This window comes from Sphingomonas yabuuchiae (genome assembly GCF_001477495.1).
In the GTDB taxonomy this organism is placed as follows: Bacteria; Pseudomonadota; Alphaproteobacteria; order Sphingomonadales; family Sphingomonadaceae; genus Sphingomonas; species Sphingomonas yabuuchiae_A.
Window position 1 is genome coordinate 1 of the sequence record NZ_LDTF01000084.1, and the last position, 14,905, is coordinate 14,905.

Annotated in this window: 18 protein-coding genes; 6 read left to right on the top strand and 12 right to left on the bottom strand. The window is 67.6% G+C overall.

The window, feature by feature from the left end; translation table 11 throughout:
- Positions 1 to 129 precede the first annotated feature (129 nt).
- A complete protein-coding gene (gene pdeM, locus NS355_RS14070) occupies positions 130 to 792 on the bottom strand; it encodes a ligase-associated DNA damage response endonuclease PdeM (protein WP_058746283.1) in 663 nt (220 codons plus the stop codon).
- A gap of 158 nt (positions 793 to 950) precedes the next feature.
- On the opposite strand from pdeM, the gene NS355_RS14075 reads away from it, so the two are divergent.
- On the top strand, positions 951 to 2,903 hold the full coding sequence (locus tag NS355_RS14075; RefSeq protein ID WP_058746298.1) for a potassium transporter Kup: 1,953 nt from the start codon (positions 951 to 953) through the stop codon (positions 2,901 to 2,903).
- Between the two features lie 129 nt (positions 2,904 to 3,032).
- Here NS355_RS14075 and NS355_RS14080 read toward each other — a convergent pair whose 3' ends face one another.
- Positions 3,033 to 3,299, bottom strand: coding sequence for a hypothetical protein (locus tag NS355_RS14080; protein ID WP_042486719.1), 267 nt, complete (start codon positions 3,297 to 3,299; stop codon positions 3,033 to 3,035).
- A 197-nt stretch (positions 3,300 to 3,496) separates the two neighbouring features.
- Positions 3,497 to 4,888, bottom strand: coding sequence for a DEAD/DEAH box helicase (locus tag NS355_RS14085; RefSeq protein ID WP_058746284.1), 1,392 nt, complete (start codon positions 4,886 to 4,888; stop codon positions 3,497 to 3,499).
- A gap of 274 nt (positions 4,889 to 5,162) precedes the next feature.
- Here NS355_RS14085 and NS355_RS14090 point away from each other — a divergent pair, with 274 nt between their 5' ends.
- Positions 5,163 to 6,164 (top strand): fumarylacetoacetate hydrolase family protein, encoded by a 1,002-nt coding sequence (locus NS355_RS14090; RefSeq protein ID WP_058746285.1) that lies wholly within the window; start codon positions 5,163 to 5,165, stop codon positions 6,162 to 6,164.
- Between the two features lie 41 nt (positions 6,165 to 6,205).
- Here NS355_RS14090 and NS355_RS19500 read toward each other — a convergent pair whose 3' ends face one another.
- On the bottom strand, positions 6,206 to 6,496 hold the full coding sequence (locus NS355_RS19500; protein WP_058746286.1) for a 4a-hydroxytetrahydrobiopterin dehydratase: 291 nt from the start codon (positions 6,494 to 6,496) through the stop codon (positions 6,206 to 6,208).
- Positions 6,497 to 6,553: 57 nt separating this feature from the next.
- On the opposite strand from NS355_RS19500, the gene NS355_RS14100 reads away from it, so the two are divergent.
- From NS355_RS14100 to NS355_RS14115, 4 genes are read left to right on the top strand one after another with little or no spacing between them, the layout of a single operon-like run.
- Positions 6,554 to 6,961, top strand: coding sequence for a metallopeptidase family protein (locus tag NS355_RS14100; RefSeq protein ID WP_058746287.1), 408 nt, complete (start codon positions 6,554 to 6,556; stop codon positions 6,959 to 6,961).
- Positions 6,958 to 7,548 carry a heme ABC exporter ATP-binding protein CcmA gene (gene ccmA, locus NS355_RS14105; protein ID WP_058746288.1) on the top strand — a complete coding sequence of 197 codons (591 nt, stop codon included), beginning with the start codon at positions 6,958 to 6,960 and terminating at the stop codon, positions 7,546 to 7,548. Before NS355_RS14100 ends, ccmA begins: the two co-directional genes overlap by 4 nt.
- Positions 7,545 to 8,183: a heme exporter protein CcmB gene (locus NS355_RS14110; protein WP_058746289.1), complete on the top strand. Its 639-nt coding sequence runs from the start codon at positions 7,545 to 7,547 to the stop codon at positions 8,181 to 8,183. The genes ccmA and NS355_RS14110 overlap by 4 nt, the downstream gene beginning before the upstream one ends.
- A gap of 4 nt (positions 8,184 to 8,187) precedes the next feature.
- Positions 8,188 to 8,916 (top strand): methyltransferase, encoded by a 729-nt coding sequence (locus NS355_RS14115; RefSeq protein WP_058746290.1) that lies wholly within the window; start codon positions 8,188 to 8,190, stop codon positions 8,914 to 8,916.
- A 99-nt stretch (positions 8,917 to 9,015) separates the two neighbouring features.
- Here NS355_RS14115 and NS355_RS14120 read toward each other — a convergent pair whose 3' ends face one another.
- From NS355_RS14120 to NS355_RS14150, 8 genes are read right to left on the bottom strand one after another with little or no spacing between them, the layout of a single operon-like run.
- Positions 9,016 to 9,885, bottom strand: a complete 870-nt coding sequence (locus NS355_RS14120) for a class I SAM-dependent methyltransferase (RefSeq protein ID WP_058746291.1) — start codon at positions 9,883 to 9,885, stop codon at positions 9,016 to 9,018.
- A 9-nt stretch (positions 9,886 to 9,894) separates the two neighbouring features.
- Positions 9,895 to 11,283, bottom strand: coding sequence for a threonine synthase (thrC, locus tag NS355_RS14125; protein ID WP_058746292.1), 1,389 nt, complete (start codon positions 11,281 to 11,283; stop codon positions 9,895 to 9,897).
- Positions 11,284 to 11,296: 13 nt separating this feature from the next.
- Positions 11,297 to 11,917, bottom strand: a complete 621-nt coding sequence (locus NS355_RS14130; RefSeq protein ID WP_058746293.1) for an SURF1 family cytochrome oxidase biogenesis protein — start codon at positions 11,915 to 11,917, stop codon at positions 11,297 to 11,299.
- The gene (locus NS355_RS14135; RefSeq protein ID WP_058746294.1) at positions 11,914 to 12,324 is read right to left on the bottom strand and encodes a DUF983 domain-containing protein; all 411 of its coding nucleotides are present in this window, start codon (positions 12,322 to 12,324) and stop codon (positions 11,914 to 11,916) included. The genes NS355_RS14130 and NS355_RS14135 overlap by 4 nt, the downstream gene beginning before the upstream one ends.
- The gene (locus tag NS355_RS14140) at positions 12,317 to 13,228 is read right to left on the bottom strand and encodes a cytochrome c oxidase subunit 3 (RefSeq protein ID WP_058746295.1); all 912 of its coding nucleotides are present in this window, start codon (positions 13,226 to 13,228) and stop codon (positions 12,317 to 12,319) included. Before NS355_RS14140 ends, NS355_RS14135 begins: the two co-directional genes overlap by 8 nt.
- Before the next feature lie 37 nt (positions 13,229 to 13,265).
- A complete protein-coding gene (locus NS355_RS14145) occupies positions 13,266 to 13,799 on the bottom strand; it encodes a cytochrome c oxidase assembly protein (RefSeq protein ID WP_058746296.1) in 534 nt (177 codons plus the stop codon).
- A gap of 2 nt (positions 13,800 to 13,801) precedes the next feature.
- Positions 13,802 to 13,939 (bottom strand): hypothetical protein, encoded by a 138-nt coding sequence (locus tag NS355_RS19080; protein WP_167345464.1) that lies wholly within the window; start codon positions 13,937 to 13,939, stop codon positions 13,802 to 13,804.
- A complete protein-coding gene (locus NS355_RS14150; RefSeq protein ID WP_058746297.1) occupies positions 13,936 to 14,835 on the bottom strand; it encodes a heme o synthase in 900 nt (299 codons plus the stop codon). Before NS355_RS14150 ends, NS355_RS19080 begins: the two co-directional genes overlap by 4 nt.
- Positions 14,836 to 14,905 lie beyond the last annotated feature (70 nt).

The window sequence follows — 14,905 nt, forward strand, 5'->3', positions numbered from 1 at the left end:
CCTCCCCGGTACGGGGAGGGGGACCATGCGCAGCATGGTGGAGGGGGCGTGCCGCAAGGGGCGTCTTATGGGGAAGCCCCCCTCCGTCAGGGCTGCGCCCTGCCACCTCCCCGTGCCGGGGAGGATCGATCACGCCGCGACGGGAAAGCGCAGCATCCGGTCGCGGACCGGGACCAGCGCCTCGGCGGGGCGGCCGACCGCCTGGCGCAGGGCGGGATGGTCCACGTCGAGCCCGCCGGTCAGCGCGCCGAAGGCGGGCAGGATCAGCTTGTTCGCCGTGCCCACGAAACAGCGTCGCGCGACCAGCTTGCCGCGCACCCGTAAGCGAAGCTTGGGGTGGAAATGCCCTGACAGTTCAGGCCGCGTCTCGGCCGGATCGGCTTCGTGGCGTAGGATCAGTCCATCGACCAGGGCTTCCTCCGTCACAGCACCGCCACAGCGGTCGCGCAGCACCGGATCGTGGTTGCCGGTGATCCAGGTCCAGGCGGTCGCGCCGGTCAGTGCCAGCAGCATCGCCCGCGCCTCCGGCAACAGCCGGTCGCAGCCCTCCGCGTCATGGAAACTGTCGCCCAGGCACCAGACCTCCCGTGCCCCCGTCCGCGTGATGATCGCGGTCAGTTCGCTGAGCGTGGCGAGCGAATCATAGGGCGGCAGCATCTGTCCGCCGCCCGCATACCAGCTGGCTTTTTCCAGATGGAGATCGGCAACCAGCAACGCCTCCCGCGCGGGCCAGTAGAGCGCGCCATCGGCCAGCGCCTGGAATGCATGACCGCCGAACGAAAAGGGAACCATTTGATGCCCATGCGCTTGAGGCGTGGCAATATCAAGCGTTTGCAGACGGTCGCCGAAAGCCCTTGCGTCAGGCGCGCATAAGCGTAAAGCGCGCCGTCCTTTTGGCACAGGGGGTTCCGGCGGGCATGACGGGGACGGCAACCGACATGAGGCGCGAGATGACGGGGCATTCGGCTCCATCGACCGAAACGGCTGATGCAGGCGTGCAACGCCATCCCGCGCTGGTGGCACTGACCATCGGCGCGATCGGCGTCGTGTTCGGCGATATCGGCACCAGTCCGCTCTACGCCTTTCGCGAGGCCCTGTCGCAATCGGCGGGGGACGGCATCGATCCCGGCGAGATCCTGGGCGTGCTCAGCCTCGCGCTCTGGTCGCTGATCCTGGTCGTGACGATCAAATACGTCATCTTCCTGATGCGCGCCGACAATCAGGGTGAAGGGGGCGTGCTGGCGCTGGCCGCGCTGGCGCGGCGGGCGGCGGGCGCGCGTTCACGCATCGCGCTGGTGCTGGGCGCGGCGGGGGCGTCGCTCTTCTACGGCGATGCGATCATCACGCCCGCGCTGTCCGTGCTGTCCGCGATGGAGGGCCTGCGCACCATTCCCGCCGCCGCGTCGATCTTCGACGAGGGCATGATCCGCATGTGCACCATCGTCATCCTGGTCGGGCTGTTCTTCATCCAGTCGCGCGGCACGGCACAGGTGTCGAAGCTGTTCGGGCCGATCTGTATCCTCTGGTTCCTCGTCATCGGCGGGCTGGGCATCTGGCATATCGCCGACGAACCCTCGATCGCGCGGGTCGTATGGCCGGGTTACGGCGTCGGCTTTCTTGCCAGCCACGGCGTCGTCGGACTGTTCGTGCTGGGCGCGGTGTTCCTGACCGTCACCGGGGCTGAGGCGCTGACCGCCGATATGGGCCATTTCGGGCGGCTGCCGATCCGCATCGGCTGGTTTTCGCTGGTCCTGCCCGCGCTGACGCTCAACTATTTGGGGCAGGGGGCCTTTGCGCTGGCCTCGCTGGAGCAGGCGACGGCGAGCGGCCAACCCTTCACCAACCAGGACTGGTTTTTCCTGATGGCCCCCGAGCCGCTTCGCCCCGCATTGATCGTGCTGGCGGGGCTCGCCACCGTGATCGCGGCGCAGGCGGTCATCACCGGCGCCTTTTCGCTGACGCAACAGGCGATCCAACTCGGCTTCCTGCCGCGACTGCGGGTGCGGCAGACCTCGGCCGATTTCCAGGGACAGATCTATCTGCCCGCGATCAACTGGCTGCTGCTGTTCGGCGTGCTGGTGCTGGTGATTCAGTTCAAGACGTCCTCGGCGATGGCTGCCGCCTATGGCATCGCGGTGACGGGGACGATGGTCGTGACGACGTGCCTCGCCTATCTGGTCGTGCGGCACCGCTGGGGCTGGTCGCGGGCGCTCGCGCTGGCGGCGATCCTGCCCTTTCTCACGCTGGACCTCGTGTTTTTCGGCGCCAATATCCTGCGCGTGATCGAGGGCGGCTGGGTGCCGCTGCTGGTCGGGGCGGGTGTCGGCCTGATCATCTATACCTGGGTGCGCGGGCGCGGGATCGTGTCGGCCTTCGAAAAGCGCCAGGCGATCCCGCTCGCCGATCTGGCCGCCGCGCTGGCCAAGCGTCCCCCTGAGCGGGTGCCGGGGACGGCGGTGTTCCTGACCGCCAATCCCGCTTCGGCACCGGGCGCGCTGCTCCACAATCTGAAGCACAACAAGGTGCTGCACGCGCAGAATCTGGTGATGACGATCCGCACCGCCGACCGTCCCTATGTGGCTGCCGAACGCCGCGCCCATGTCGAGCGGCTGGACGACAATTTCGCCACCGTCACGCTGACCTATGGCTTCATGGAAACCCCGGACGTGCCGCGCGACCTGCCGCGCGATCTGGGCGTGGAGAACAGGACGACCGGGCTGGACCCGATGAAGACCAGCTTCTTCATCGGCCGCAACACCCTGAAGCCCGAAGCGGAAAAGGGCATGCCGCTTTGGCAGGACAGGCTGTTCATGTTCCTTCAGCGCAATGCCAGCGACCCGACCGAGTTCCTGCGGATTCCGCCGGGCAAGGTGCTGGAGCTGGGCGAGCAGGTGACGGTGTGAATTCTCCCCGGAGCGGGGAGGGGGACCGCCGCGAAGCGGTGGTAGAGGGGGATTGCAGCACAGGCTGACCTGTGCGGAAGCCCCCCTCCGTCAGGCTTCGCCTGCCACCTCCCCGTGTCGGGGAGGATTTTAAAGCGTGACCTTGGGCGGCTTGGCCGCTTCGACCGCGACCAGCACCATCTTTTCCCAGATCGCCGGATCGCCCGCATCCGCCATCGCCTGATCGGGCTCGCGCAGCGTCCGCAGCACGGCCAATGCATCGGCCATGTGATCGCGCCACTGAGCGTCGACCAGCTTGGAGGCGGATTCGGAGTCGCCCTTGGCATTGGCGCTCAGGCGCTGGCCGCACAACACGCGGGCGATGCGTTCGGCGGCGGGGGTGTGGGCAATATCCATGGCAACCTCTCCTGATGCGCGCAACTCGTTACGCGTTCAACGCATCAGGATAGGGTTGGGGTGCAAGCGCTATCCGCGAGCACGCCCCTCCCGCAGGCGGGAGGGGATGGGGGAGGGTATGCCGCTGGCGACAGTCTCGGTGAGACCCCTTGCCCTCCCCAAACCCCTCCCGTCTACGGGAGGGGCTTAAGAAGGAATCAGCCCTGGGCGCCGCGACCGGCACCGCCGCCGCCGGGGCGACCCTGGCCGCCACGACCGCGACCGCCGCCACCACCACCGGGCGCACCGCCACCGCCGCCACGACGACGCGGCTGGCGACCCTGCGGCGCGCGCGAGTCGGTCGCACGCGGGTGATGCGTGGCGCGAGGACGCGCCGGGTCACGCGGACGGTCGACGCGCGGGGCGGGGTCGGCACCGATCGCCTTCACGCGCTGCGACTTGATCGTCTCGGCGCGCTTCACGAAGTCGGCGGGAAGCGGCACGACGGTGATCTTCTGCCGCGTCAGCTTCTCGATATCCTTCAGATACGGACGCTCATCCTCGGCGCAGAAGGCGATGGCCATGCCCGAGCGACCAGCGCGCGCGGTGCGGCCGATGCGGTGGACGTACTGCTCGGCGACGTTGGGCAGTTCGAAGTTGAAGACGTGGCTGACGCCCGGAATGTCGATGCCGCGCGCGGCGATATCGGTCGCCACCAGCACGCGGGTCTGGCCCGAGCGGAACTCGCCCAGCGCGCGCTCGCGCTGGCCCTGGCTCTTGTTGCCGTGGATTGCGTTGGCGGCGATGCCGTTGCCCGCCAGCAGCTTCACGACGCGATCGGCGCCATGCTTGGTGCGGGTGAAGACCAGCGCCAGCTCGATCGCGGGATCGGCGAGCAGGATGGTCAGCAGCGCCTGCTTTTCCTGCTGGGTCACGAACGTCACCGACTGGTCGACGCGCTCGGCGGTGGTCGACACCGGGGTGACGGTCACGGTCGCCGGATTGTCGAGGAACTTGTCGGCCAGATCGCGGATCGCGGCGGGCATGGTGGCCGAGAAGAACAGGGTCTGGCGCTTGCGCGGGATCATCTTCACGATGCGACGCAGCGCGTGGATGAAGCCCAGGTCGAGCATCTGGTCGGCTTCGTCCAGCACCAGGATTTCGATCATCGACAGGTTCAGGAAGCCCTGCTCGACGAGGTCGATCAGGCGGCCCGGCGTGGCGACCAGGATGTCGACACCGCGCGACAGGTCCTGGCGGTTCTTGTTCAGGCTGGTGCCGCCAAAGACGGTCGCGACCGCCAGCTTGGAAAACTTGGCATAGCCCTTGGCATTCTCGGCGATCTGGCTGGCCAGTTCGCGCGTCGGGGCCAGGACGAGCATCCGGCAATGGGTCGGCAGGACGCGCTTGTTGGCCTCGACCAGCCGCTGGATCGAGGGGAGGACGAAGGCCGCCGTCTTGCCGGTGCCGGTCTGCGCGATGCCCAGCAGGTCGCGGCCTTCCAGCAGCGTCGGGATCGAATCGCGCTGGATCGGCGTGGGTTCGGAATAGCCCTTGGCTTCGAGCGCACGGACGAGCGGCTCGGCGAGGCCGAGTTCGGAAAAGGACATGGAATTACTTTCGATCATGGCGCGCGAGTCACGACAGGCCGCAAGCGCGGGCCGGGGTTGATGACACCCCGCGTGACAAGGGAAGCCTGAAGACAGGGTCGGGGCGGAGCCGGGACCAGATGGTCCGTTCACGCTGCGAGTGGACGCCTCGACGGCCGGGCATGTGCGACGGCCATTGCCAAAAGTCAAGTTTCGGGCAGGATCGCCATCGCAAAGCGTGACAAGCGCGGACGGATGGTTACATCCGATACCAGTTAGCGAAGAGGAGTCCTGCATGAAACTCGCCAGTCTCAAACATGGTCGCGACGGCAAGCTGGTTGTCGTGTCGAGCGACCTCGCCTGGTATGCGGATGCGGGGCATATCGTGCCGACGCTGCAGGCCGCGCTCGACGATTGGGAGACGCATGGGCCAGCGCTCGCCAATCTGGCGACCGATCTGGATCATGAGGCGATCCCGCGCGCGCGTTTCCACGAACATGACGCCGCCTCGCCCTTGCCGCGTGCCTATCAATGGGCGGACGGATCGGCCTATGTGAATCACGTCGCGCTCGTCAGGCAGGCGCGCGGGGCGGAACTGCCCGAGAGCTTCTGGCATGACCCGCTGATGTATCAGGGCGGCTCGGACGGCTTTCTGGGGCCGCGCGACGCCATTCCGCTGGCCGATGAAAGCTGGGGCTGCGACCTGGAGGGCGAGGTTGTCGTCGTCACCGGCGATGTGCCGATGGGCGCGAGCCGCGAGGAGGCGCTGGCGGCGATCCGACTGGTGGGGCTGACCAACGACGTGTCGTTGCGCGGGCTGATCCCCGGCGAGCTGGCCAAGGGTTTCGGCTTCTTCCAGTCCAAGCCCGCCTCGGCCTTCTCCCCCGTCTTCGTGACACCGGAGTCGCTGGGCGACTGGTGGCAGGACGGCAAGCTGCACCGCGTGCTGAAGGTCGACCTGAACGGCCAGCCCTTCGGTCGGGCGGATGCGGGGCAGGACATGACCTTCGATTTCGGGACTTTGGTCGCCCATGCCGCCAAGACGCGCGCGCTGGGGGCGGGGACGATCATCGGGTCGGGCACCGTGTCCAACCGCGATTCGGACGGCGGCCCAGGCAAGCCGGTGGCCGAGGGCGGTGTCGGCTATAGCTGCTTGGCCGAACTGCGGATGATCGAGACGATCCGCGGCGGCGAGGCGGTGACGCCGTTCCTGAAAAAGGGCGACACGGTCCGCATCTGGATGGAGGACGACCGCCACCACCCGATCTTCGGCGCGATCGAACAGACGGTCGGCTGAACCCATTCCTCCCCAAGCACAGCTTGGGGAGGATTTAGGGGTTACTCCACCAAAGCGTCGATCGCTTCGGCCATGTCGATATCGCGCGCCGACAGCCCCCCCGCATCATGGGTGGTCAGCACGATATCGACCCGGTTCCAGACATTGGACCATTCGGGATGATGATCCGCCTTTTCCGCCAGCAGGGCGACGCGGGTCATGAAGCCGAACGCCTCGTTGAAGTCGGCAAACACGAAACGGCGGCTGATCGCATCGCGCGATTCGTCCCAGTCCCATTCGGTCAGGCCGTCCAGCGCTTCGTCCCGATCCAGCTCGCTCAGCCGTTCCACCATGATCGTCCCCTTGGCGTATCTTGTTCTTTTGACCGGCACAGCGGTAAGACGGCGGCCATGAGCGGGCAAGACGCGATTGGTGAAGCACCCGGTCCCGAGGTGATCGAGCGGATCGCGCGGGATGCGATCGCGCGCCTGCCGGAGGCGTTCGCCGCGCATCTGGGCGACGTCGTCCTGATCGTCGAGGAATTCGCCGATGACGAGACGCTGGCCGCGCTGGGCCTGGAGCATCCGCTGGACCTGACCGGCCTGTATCATGGGCGGCCGCTCGGTGAGAAAAGCAGCATGGATTCCGGGGCCTTACCCGACCGCATCCATCTCTATCGCCGGGCGATCCTGGACGAATGGGTCGAGACGGGCGTGCGGCTCGACGATCTGGTCGTGCATGTGACGATCCATGAGATCGGCCATCATTTCGGCCTGTCCGACGACGACATGCACGCGCTGGAAGACGCGGTGACGTGATCGTGGTGTTGGATCGGGTCGCCTGCGCGCGCGGCGGGCGGCTGCTCTTCACGCACCTGTCGCTGACCCTGGCGGCGGGTGAGGCGGCAATCGTCACCGGCCCCAACGGCATCGGCAAGTCCAGCCTGTTGCGCCTCGCCGCCGGTCTGATCGCACCGTTCGAGGGGCGCGTCACCCGCTCGGGGCGCATCGCCCTGACGACCGAGGACCTCGCGCTCGATACGGAGCGGCGGCTGGGGGAGGCGCTGTCCTTCTGGGCACGACTCGACGGGCTGGCGGCGGCGGATCGGCGGGTTGCCGCGGCGCTCGATACGGTCGGGCTGGGCACATTGACCGATGTGCCGGTGCGTCTGCTTTCGACCGGGCAGCGGCGGCGGGCCGGGCTGGCACGGGTGCTGGCGGCACAGGCGCCGCTCTGGCTGCTCGACGAGCCGGGCAATGGACTGGACCTGGCGGGCGTCGCGATGCTGGAGCGGGCCATTGCGGATCACCGTGCGGCGGGCGGCGCGGTGCTGCTCACCACTCATCAGCCGCTGGAACTGGCGGACGCGCGGACGCTGGCGCTTGAGGGATTCGTCGCGGCATGAGCGTAATGCTGACCCTGATCGCGCGCGACGTGCGGCGTGGTTATGTCGGGGGCGGGGCGGGGCTGGTGTGTGGCTTCTTCCTGCTGGCGGTGGTGCTGTTCCCCTTTGCGATCGGGCCGGATCGCGCGGTGCTGATGCGCGTCGGCGCGGGGGCGATCTGGGTCGCGGCGCTGCTGGCCGCGCTGCTGCCGGTCGAGCGGCTGATCGCGCCCGATGTCGAATCGGGTTGGTTCGACCAGATTCGCGTTCACGGCCTGTCGCTGCCGCTGGTGATGGCGCTGCGGATCGTCGCGCATTGGCTGGCCTTTGCGCCGCCGCTGATGCTGGCCGCGCTCGTTGCGGCCGGACTGTTCGGACTGGAGGCGGCGGCGCTGGTGCGGGTCGAGGCGGGGTTGCTGCTCGGCACGCCCGGACTGGCGGCGCTGGCGGTTGCGACGGGGGCGCTGACCGCCGGTTTGCGCGGGGCGGGGGGGCTGGCCGGGCTGCTGCTGCTGCCGCTCGCCTTGCCGCTGCTGATCTTCGGCGCGGGCAGTGGCGATATGGGGGCGCTGAAGCTGCTGGCGGCGGTGTCGCTGATGCTGGTCGCGGGCGCGCCGTGGATCGCAGGCGCGGCGATCCGGTCGGTGCGTGACTGAAGCGATGGCCGAAACGAAGGTGATCGCGCGCGCGTTCGACGCGGCCTCGGCCTATGACGCGCATGCAATGGTGCAGCGCCGGGTCGCCGACTGGCTGGCCGAACGGATCGTCGCATTGGCACCGCCCGCCCCGCGCGTGCTGGAAGTGGGGTGCGGGACCGGCTTTCTGACGGCGGCGACCTTGCCCCGTCTGGCAAGTCCCGACTGGCTGATGACCGACATCGCGCCCGCCATGCTGGCGCGGGGCCTCGCCAAGCATCCGGATGTGCGCGGGCGGGTGATGGATGGCGAGTATCCCGACCTGCCGGGCGAGGCGCCATTCGATCTGATCGTCAGCAGCCTGGCGGTGCAGTGGTTCGCCGATCTGCAAGGAGGCTTGCAGCGGTTGGCGGGATTGCTGGCGCCGGGGGGACAGTTGCTGGTGACGACGCTGCTCGAAGGGACCTTCGCGGCATGGCACGAGGCGCACCGGGCGGAAGGGTTCGCGGCCGGGAGCCCGGTCTATCCACCCGTCGAGGCACTCGGGTGGCCGGTCGAGACGCGGGCGTTCGAGCAACGGCACGAATCGGCAGCGGCGTTCATGCGCGCCCTTCGGGCGATCGGGGCGGGGACGCCGCGCGAAGGCCATCGGCCCATCCCGCCGGGCGCGATGCGGCGGATCGCGCGAGCGTTCGAGGCGGGCGGGGCGGTTGCGACCTATGAGGTCGCGTTGATCGAGATCACCGCTCGGTAATCCCCGCTCCGTTCATGCTGAGCGAAGTCGAAGCATAGGCCCCGCCGCTATGATCTGGCGTGGCCTTCGACTTCGCTCAGGCTGAACGGAGGTTTTTGCTTACCGGCTCCACCGCGCCCAGATGGCGGTGGGCAGGGTGAGCCCCCGCGCTTCCTCACGCACACCGAGTTCGCCGCATTCGACCTTGCCGGGCAGGTCGGCCATGACCTGGCGCATCATTTCGCCGATCGCCATCGCCGACATGCGCACGGCATAAACGGTCAGGAACAGGAAGCGCGAGTCGGCGTCGAGCAACTGGCGGCAATTGGCGATCAGGCCGGGCAGGTCTTCCTCCAGCCGCCACACCTCGCCCTCCGGCCCGCGTCCATATTTGGGCGGGTCGAGCAGGATGCCGTCATAGCGCCGCCCGCGCCGCACTTCGCGCGCGACGAACTTGGCGGCGTCGTCGACGATCCAGCGCACCGGCGCATCGCCCAGGCCCGACAGCATCGCGTTGCTCCGTGCCGCCTCGACCGATTTCTTGGAGGCGTCGACATGGACCATCTTCGCGCCCGCGCTCGCCATCGCGAGCGTGCCGACGCCGGTATAGCCGAACAGGTTCATGCACTCCGGCTCGGCCAGCCCGTCGACCTGCTCGCGCATCCAGCCCCAGACGGGGGCCATGTCGGGGAAGAAGCCCAGATGGCGGAACGGCGTATTCTGCGCGGTGAAGCGCACCTCGTTCCACTTGAGCGGCCAGCCGTCGCGCGGCACCGGCTCGTTGAAGTTCCAGCGGCCGCCGCCATCCTCATCCGATCCGGGCACGAACTCGGCCGCCGCGCGCCAGTCGCTGGTCGCGGGCGCCCACATCGCCTGCGGTTCGGGGCGGATGAAGCGGAACCGGCCATAGCGTTCCAGCTTGCGGCCATGGCCGGAGTCGACCAGCCCATAATCCGCCCAGGGCTCGCCGATCATCGTTTCGAGTTTCATGGACCCGCGTTAGCGCAAACCATGCCCGTCGATAAAGGCCGTCACCGCGTCGAAGGTGGCGGGCAGCGTGGTGAAGCGTTCCTCACGCTCGAACAGGTCGCCGACGCGGCGGGGCAGCGCGGGGCGGCTGCCGGTCGCGCGCTCGACCGCATCGGTGAACTTGGCCGGGTGCGCGGTGGCCAGCGTCACCACCGGCACGTCCAATTTGCTGGCGCGGGCGGCGGAGAGCGCGATGCCGGTATGCGGATCGAGTATCTGGCCCGCCTGATCGCAGGCCCAGCGCATCGCCCGGCTCATGTCATCGGCGTCCACGCGCGCGCTGGTGAACAGCGGTGCGATGGCCTGGCTCTGCGCATTGGTCAGCCGCATCGCGCCGGTGCCCTCAAACCCCTTCATCTGCGCCGCCAGCGCCGCGCCGTCGCGGCCGTTCGCGTCGAACAGCAGCCGCTCGAAATTCGAGCTGACCTGAATGTCCATCGAGGGGGTGGCGGTCGCCTGCACCTGACCCTTGGAATAGTCGCCCGACGACAGCGCGCGGTGGAGGATGTCGTTGACGTTGGTCGCGACGATCAGCCGCTCGACGGGCAGGCCCATGCGCGCCGCGACATAGCCGGCGAACACGTCGCCGAAATTGCCCGTCGGCACCGAGAAGGCGACGGCCTTGCCCGGCGCGCCCAGCCGGACGGCGGCGTAGAAATAATAGACGACCTGCGCCATCAACCGCGCCCAGTTGATCGAGTTGACCGCCGACAGGGTATGGCGGTCGGCAAAGGCGCGGTCGTTGAACATCGCCTTCACCAGCGCCTGCGCGTCGTCGAAATTCCCCTCGATCGCGATGTTGTAGACGTTGGGGGCGAGCACCGTCGTCATCTGGCGACGCTGGATCTCGGTGACGCGGCCCGCCGGGTGCAGCATGAAGATGTCGATATTGGCGCGCCCCGCCACCGCGTCGATCGCCGCCGATCCGGTGTCGCCGCTGGTCGCGCCGACGATGGTCAGCCGCGTCTCGGTGCCACGCAGGAACCGCTCGAACAGCAGGCCCAGCATCTGGAGCGCGACGTCCTTGAATGCCAGCGTCGGGCCGTGGAACAGTTCCAGCAGCCACTGGTCATGGTCGAGCTGGACCAATGGCGTGACGGCGGCGTGCGAGAAGCGCCCATAGGCGGTGTCGCACAGAGCCTGGAGTTCCTGCGGGGTCAGACTGTCGCCGACGAACGGCGCCATGATCTTCGCCGCCGTCTGCGCATAGGACAGGCCCGCCAGCCCTTCGATCTCCTCGAAGGTCAGGGTCGGCCAGGTCTCGGGCACGTAAAGCCCGCCATCGCTGGCGAGACCGGCCAGGGTCGCACCCCGGAAATCGAGGACGGGGGCGGAGCCGCGGGTACTGTGATAGCGCATGATGCGCTGCGGCTTAACGGGGTGTGTTGCGTACCACAACCATTCGATTGCGCCGGGCGACCGCCAAAACATAGATAATTGCGGCGATGGCGGCAAACAGGAACCATTGCACCGCATAGGCGAAGTGATTGTTGGGGATCCCGTCGATCCCCGGCCGGGGATTCGCGTCGAGGCCGGGGGCGGGTGTGTCGGCGACCAGCAGCATGTCCTGCGGTCGGTGGTCGAAGGCGGACTGGAGCAGCGAACGACTGTCGGGCGCATGGGAGACATAGCCGCTCACACGACCGCCCGGCCAATGGCTCACCGCGCGCGGATCATGGGTGGTGCCGAGCTGTACCTGCATCGCCCCTTGTGGGACCGTACAGGTGGCGATCAGGCGGAACCCCGCCGCCCCGGCACCTGCGCGGCGGATGGCGACCGGCGGGCGGCAATCGGCGACCGTGCGGCGGAAGAGCAGGCTGTCGTCCGGGAACAGCGGAAAGGCGATGACGGGGCGCGCCGGATTGGCGGCGAGCTGCGCCAGATAGGCTTCCTTTTTCGGCAGCCTGTCCAGCAACTGCCACAGGCCCAGCGCGATCATCGCGGCGACCGCCAGACCGACGATCAGCGTGGGGAGGATCGGCAGGCGCTTCACGCGTCGTCCGCGTCGTCTTCGGGACGAACCATGGCCCCCTCGCGCGCTTCGTTGCGATATTCGGCCGCCATCAGCGCCCCCTTGGCGATGCGCAGGCTATAGACCACGCCGATCGCGGTCAGCGGCAGCCAGATCGCCATCTGCAGCCAGAGCGGCGGATGCAGCGTCAGTTCGACGCTGATCGCCGCGATGGTGATGATCGTGCCCAGGATCAGCGTCAGGAACGCGGCCGGGCCATCGCCGACATTGAACCGGGTGAAGTCCAGCCCGCAGGCACTGCACCGGTCGGCAAAGGTCGTCACCTTGGTCGAGAAGACCGGTCCGGCAAACAAATGGGGCTGGCCGCAACGCGGACACAGCCCCTTGAACCCAGCCTGCCAGATCGTCGGAGGCGTGAACTCAGCCACTGTGAACCGGCGCGCCCCAGCCACCCCAGACATAGATGGTGACGAACAGGAACAGCCACACCACGTCGACGAAATGCCAGTACCAGGCCGCCGCCTCGAACCCGAAATGCTGGCGCGGGGTGAAGTCGCCGCGATAGGCGCGGATCAGGCAGACGATCAGGAAGATGGTGCCGACGATGACGTGGAAACCATGGAAGCCGGTCGCCATGAAGAAGGCCGCGCCATAGTTGATGCCCTTGAAGGGGAAGGGCGCGTGCATGTACTCATAGGCCTGGATCGCGCTGAAGATCAGGCCCAGGATCACGGTCAGCCACAGGCCCTTGAGCACGCCGTCGCGGTCGCCGACGCCCAGCGCGCCCCACAGACCCTTCTTCTCGCCGCCGCGCTGGTTGTGGATCAGCGCATGGTGCGCCCAGGTGACGGTGGTGCCGCTCGTCAGCAGGATCAGCGTGTTGAGCAAGGGCAGCTTGAAGGCGTCGATCACCTCCAGCCCCTTGGGCGGCCAGGTCGCAGCGATCGCGGCGGCACCCTCGGCCGCGCGCTCGACCTGTCCGTCGACAAAGCTCATCGCGGTGGGGAACAGCGCGAAGTCGAAAAAGGCCCAGAACCAGCCGACGAAGAACATTACTTCCGACGCGATGAACAGGATCATGCCGTATCGGAAATGCAGCTGCACGACGGGGGTATGGTCGCCATGATGCGCCTCGCGCACCACGTCCGCCCACCAGCTGCCCATGCAGAACAGCACCGCCGCCAGACCGGCCAGGAACGCCCAGCCGCCGCCCTGCACGCTGTGCATCCACATGATCGCGCCCGAGGCCATCAACAGCGCCGACATCGAACTGGCCAGCGGCCAGGGGCTCGGCGGCAGGATATGATAGTCGTGGTTCTTCGCGCCAGCCATGATCCCGTCCCTATGTTTTTGCTATTTTGGGGACAGGCTAACCCGCTTTCTTCGCCGAATCCACCGGGTAAAATGTGTAGGACAGGGTGATGGTCTCGATGTCCTTGGCGTCGGGGTCGTTGAGGATCTTCGGGTCGATGAAGAAGATCACCGGCATCCGCGCCGTCTCACCGGGTTTGAGCGTCTGCTGGGTGAAGCAGAAGCACTGGATCTTGGTGAAGTAGCGGCCCGCCTGGTCGGGGGTGACGTTGAACGTCGCGGTGCCCGTCACGGGCACCTTGGCATTGTTGGTGGCGGTGAAGAACACCATGTCGCGCGCGCCGATATCGACGGTTTCGTGTGGATTCTCGGGCTTGAAGGTCCAGGCGAGGCGCGAGGAGATGTTGGCGTCGAAATTGACGGTGATCTGCCGATGGACGCTTCCGGGCGCTTGGTTCCCGCGCTGGGTCGTGCCCTGATAGCCCGTCACCTGGCAGAACATGCGGTAGAGCGGCACGCTGGCAAAGGCGAGGCCGGTCATGAACACCACGCCGAAGATCGCCAGCGCAACCGTCCGACCCTGGCGCGTCATCCTCACCCGTGCATCCCCGCGCGGATCTTGGACAGGGTGATGAAGAAGATCAGCACCACCAGAAAACCGAGCAGCAGCGCCATGGCGGTGGCGCGGGCGCGCTGCTTGGCGCGAATCCGATTCGAATCGTCAGGCGTCATGCCCAACGATCCACCACCAGCGCGCCAAAGAGAAGGAAAAGATAGAGAATCGAATATTTGAAGAGCCGCTTTTCCGGCTTCATCGCGTCGTCGGGCCGGGTATGCCGAAACGCGACGATCGCGGCATAGGCGCCGAACAGCGCGGTCCCGGCGGTCGCGATCACGCCATAGATCGAACCCGTCAGCCCCAGCGGCCAGGGCGCGACGGCGGCGATCGCCATCGGGATGGTGTAGAGGCCGATCTGCGCGCGCGTCACCCGCTCGCCCGCCACCACGGGCAGCATCGGCACGCCCGCATTGGCGTAATCGGTCTTCACGAAGAGGGCCAGCGCCCAGAAATGGGGCGGCGTCCACAGAAAGACCAGGCTGAACAGCAGGAAGGGGAGGAGCGCGACTTCACCCGTCGCGGCGGCCCAGCCGATCAACGGCGGAAACGCGCCCGCCGCCCCGCCGATGACGATATTCTGCGGCGTCCGCCGCTTCAGCCAGACGGTGTAGACCAGCACATAGAACAGGATCGAGACGGTCAGGATTCCGGCGGCGACATAATTGACCGCCAACCCCATCAGCAGCACCGAGAAACAGGCCAGCCCGACGCCGAAGTGCAGCGCCGACTCGCGCGTCATGCGGCCGGCGGGCAGCGGCCGCTTGGCGGTGCGCTTCATCAGCGCGTCCAGGTCCGCCTCATACCATTGGTTCAACGCCCCCGCCGCGCCCGCGCCCAGCGCGATGCACAGGATCGCGGTGAAGCCGATGACCGGATCGACGCCGACAGGGGCCGCCAGCATCCCGCACAGGCCGGTGAACACCACCAGCGTCATCACCCGCGGCTTGGTGAGTGCCAGGAAGTCGCGCCAGTCGGCGGGAACGAAGACGGAGGAGGGAATGCTGGACATGGGAGCCCCGCATATAGGGCTTGGCGGGGAGGGGGGCAATCGAAGCATCTCCCCCTCCCGCAGGCGGGAG

Coding starts and splice junctions, on each gene's coding strand:
- pdeM (WP_058746283.1), bottom strand. CDS start 792: ATGGTTCCCTTTTCGTTCGGCGGTCATGCATTCCAGGCGCTGGCCGAT.
- NS355_RS14075 (WP_058746298.1), top strand. CDS start 951: ATGACGGGGCATTCGGCTCCATCGACCGAAACGGCTGATGCAGGCGTG.
- NS355_RS14080 (WP_042486719.1), bottom strand. CDS start 3,299: ATGGATATTGCCCACACCCCCGCCGCCGAACGCATCGCCCGCGTGTTG.
- NS355_RS14085 (WP_058746284.1), bottom strand. CDS start 4,888: ATGTCCTTTTCCGAACTCGGCCTCGCCGAGCCGCTCGTCCGTGCGCTC.
- NS355_RS14090 (WP_058746285.1), top strand. CDS start 5,163: ATGAAACTCGCCAGTCTCAAACATGGTCGCGACGGCAAGCTGGTTGTC.
- NS355_RS19500 (WP_058746286.1), bottom strand. CDS start 6,496: ATGGTGGAACGGCTGAGCGAGCTGGATCGGGACGAAGCGCTGGACGGC.
- NS355_RS14100 (WP_058746287.1), top strand. CDS start 6,554: ATGAGCGGGCAAGACGCGATTGGTGAAGCACCCGGTCCCGAGGTGATC.
- NS355_RS14110 (WP_058746289.1), top strand. CDS start 7,545: ATGAGCGTAATGCTGACCCTGATCGCGCGCGACGTGCGGCGTGGTTAT.
- NS355_RS14115 (WP_058746290.1), top strand. CDS start 8,188: ATGGCCGAAACGAAGGTGATCGCGCGCGCGTTCGACGCGGCCTCGGCC.
- NS355_RS14120 (WP_058746291.1), bottom strand. CDS start 9,885: ATGAAACTCGAAACGATGATCGGCGAGCCCTGGGCGGATTATGGGCTG.
- thrC (WP_058746292.1), bottom strand. CDS start 11,283: ATGCGCTATCACAGTACCCGCGGCTCCGCCCCCGTCCTCGATTTCCGG.
- NS355_RS14140 (WP_058746295.1), bottom strand. CDS start 13,228: ATGGCTGGCGCGAAGAACCACGACTATCATATCCTGCCGCCGAGCCCC.
- NS355_RS14145 (WP_058746296.1), bottom strand. CDS start 13,799: ATGACGCGCCAGGGTCGGACGGTTGCGCTGGCGATCTTCGGCGTGGTG.
- NS355_RS19080 (WP_167345464.1), bottom strand. CDS start 13,939: ATGACGCCTGACGATTCGAATCGGATTCGCGCCAAGCAGCGCGCCCGC.
- NS355_RS14150 (WP_058746297.1), bottom strand. CDS start 14,835: ATGTCCAGCATTCCCTCCTCCGTCTTCGTTCCCGCCGACTGGCGCGAC.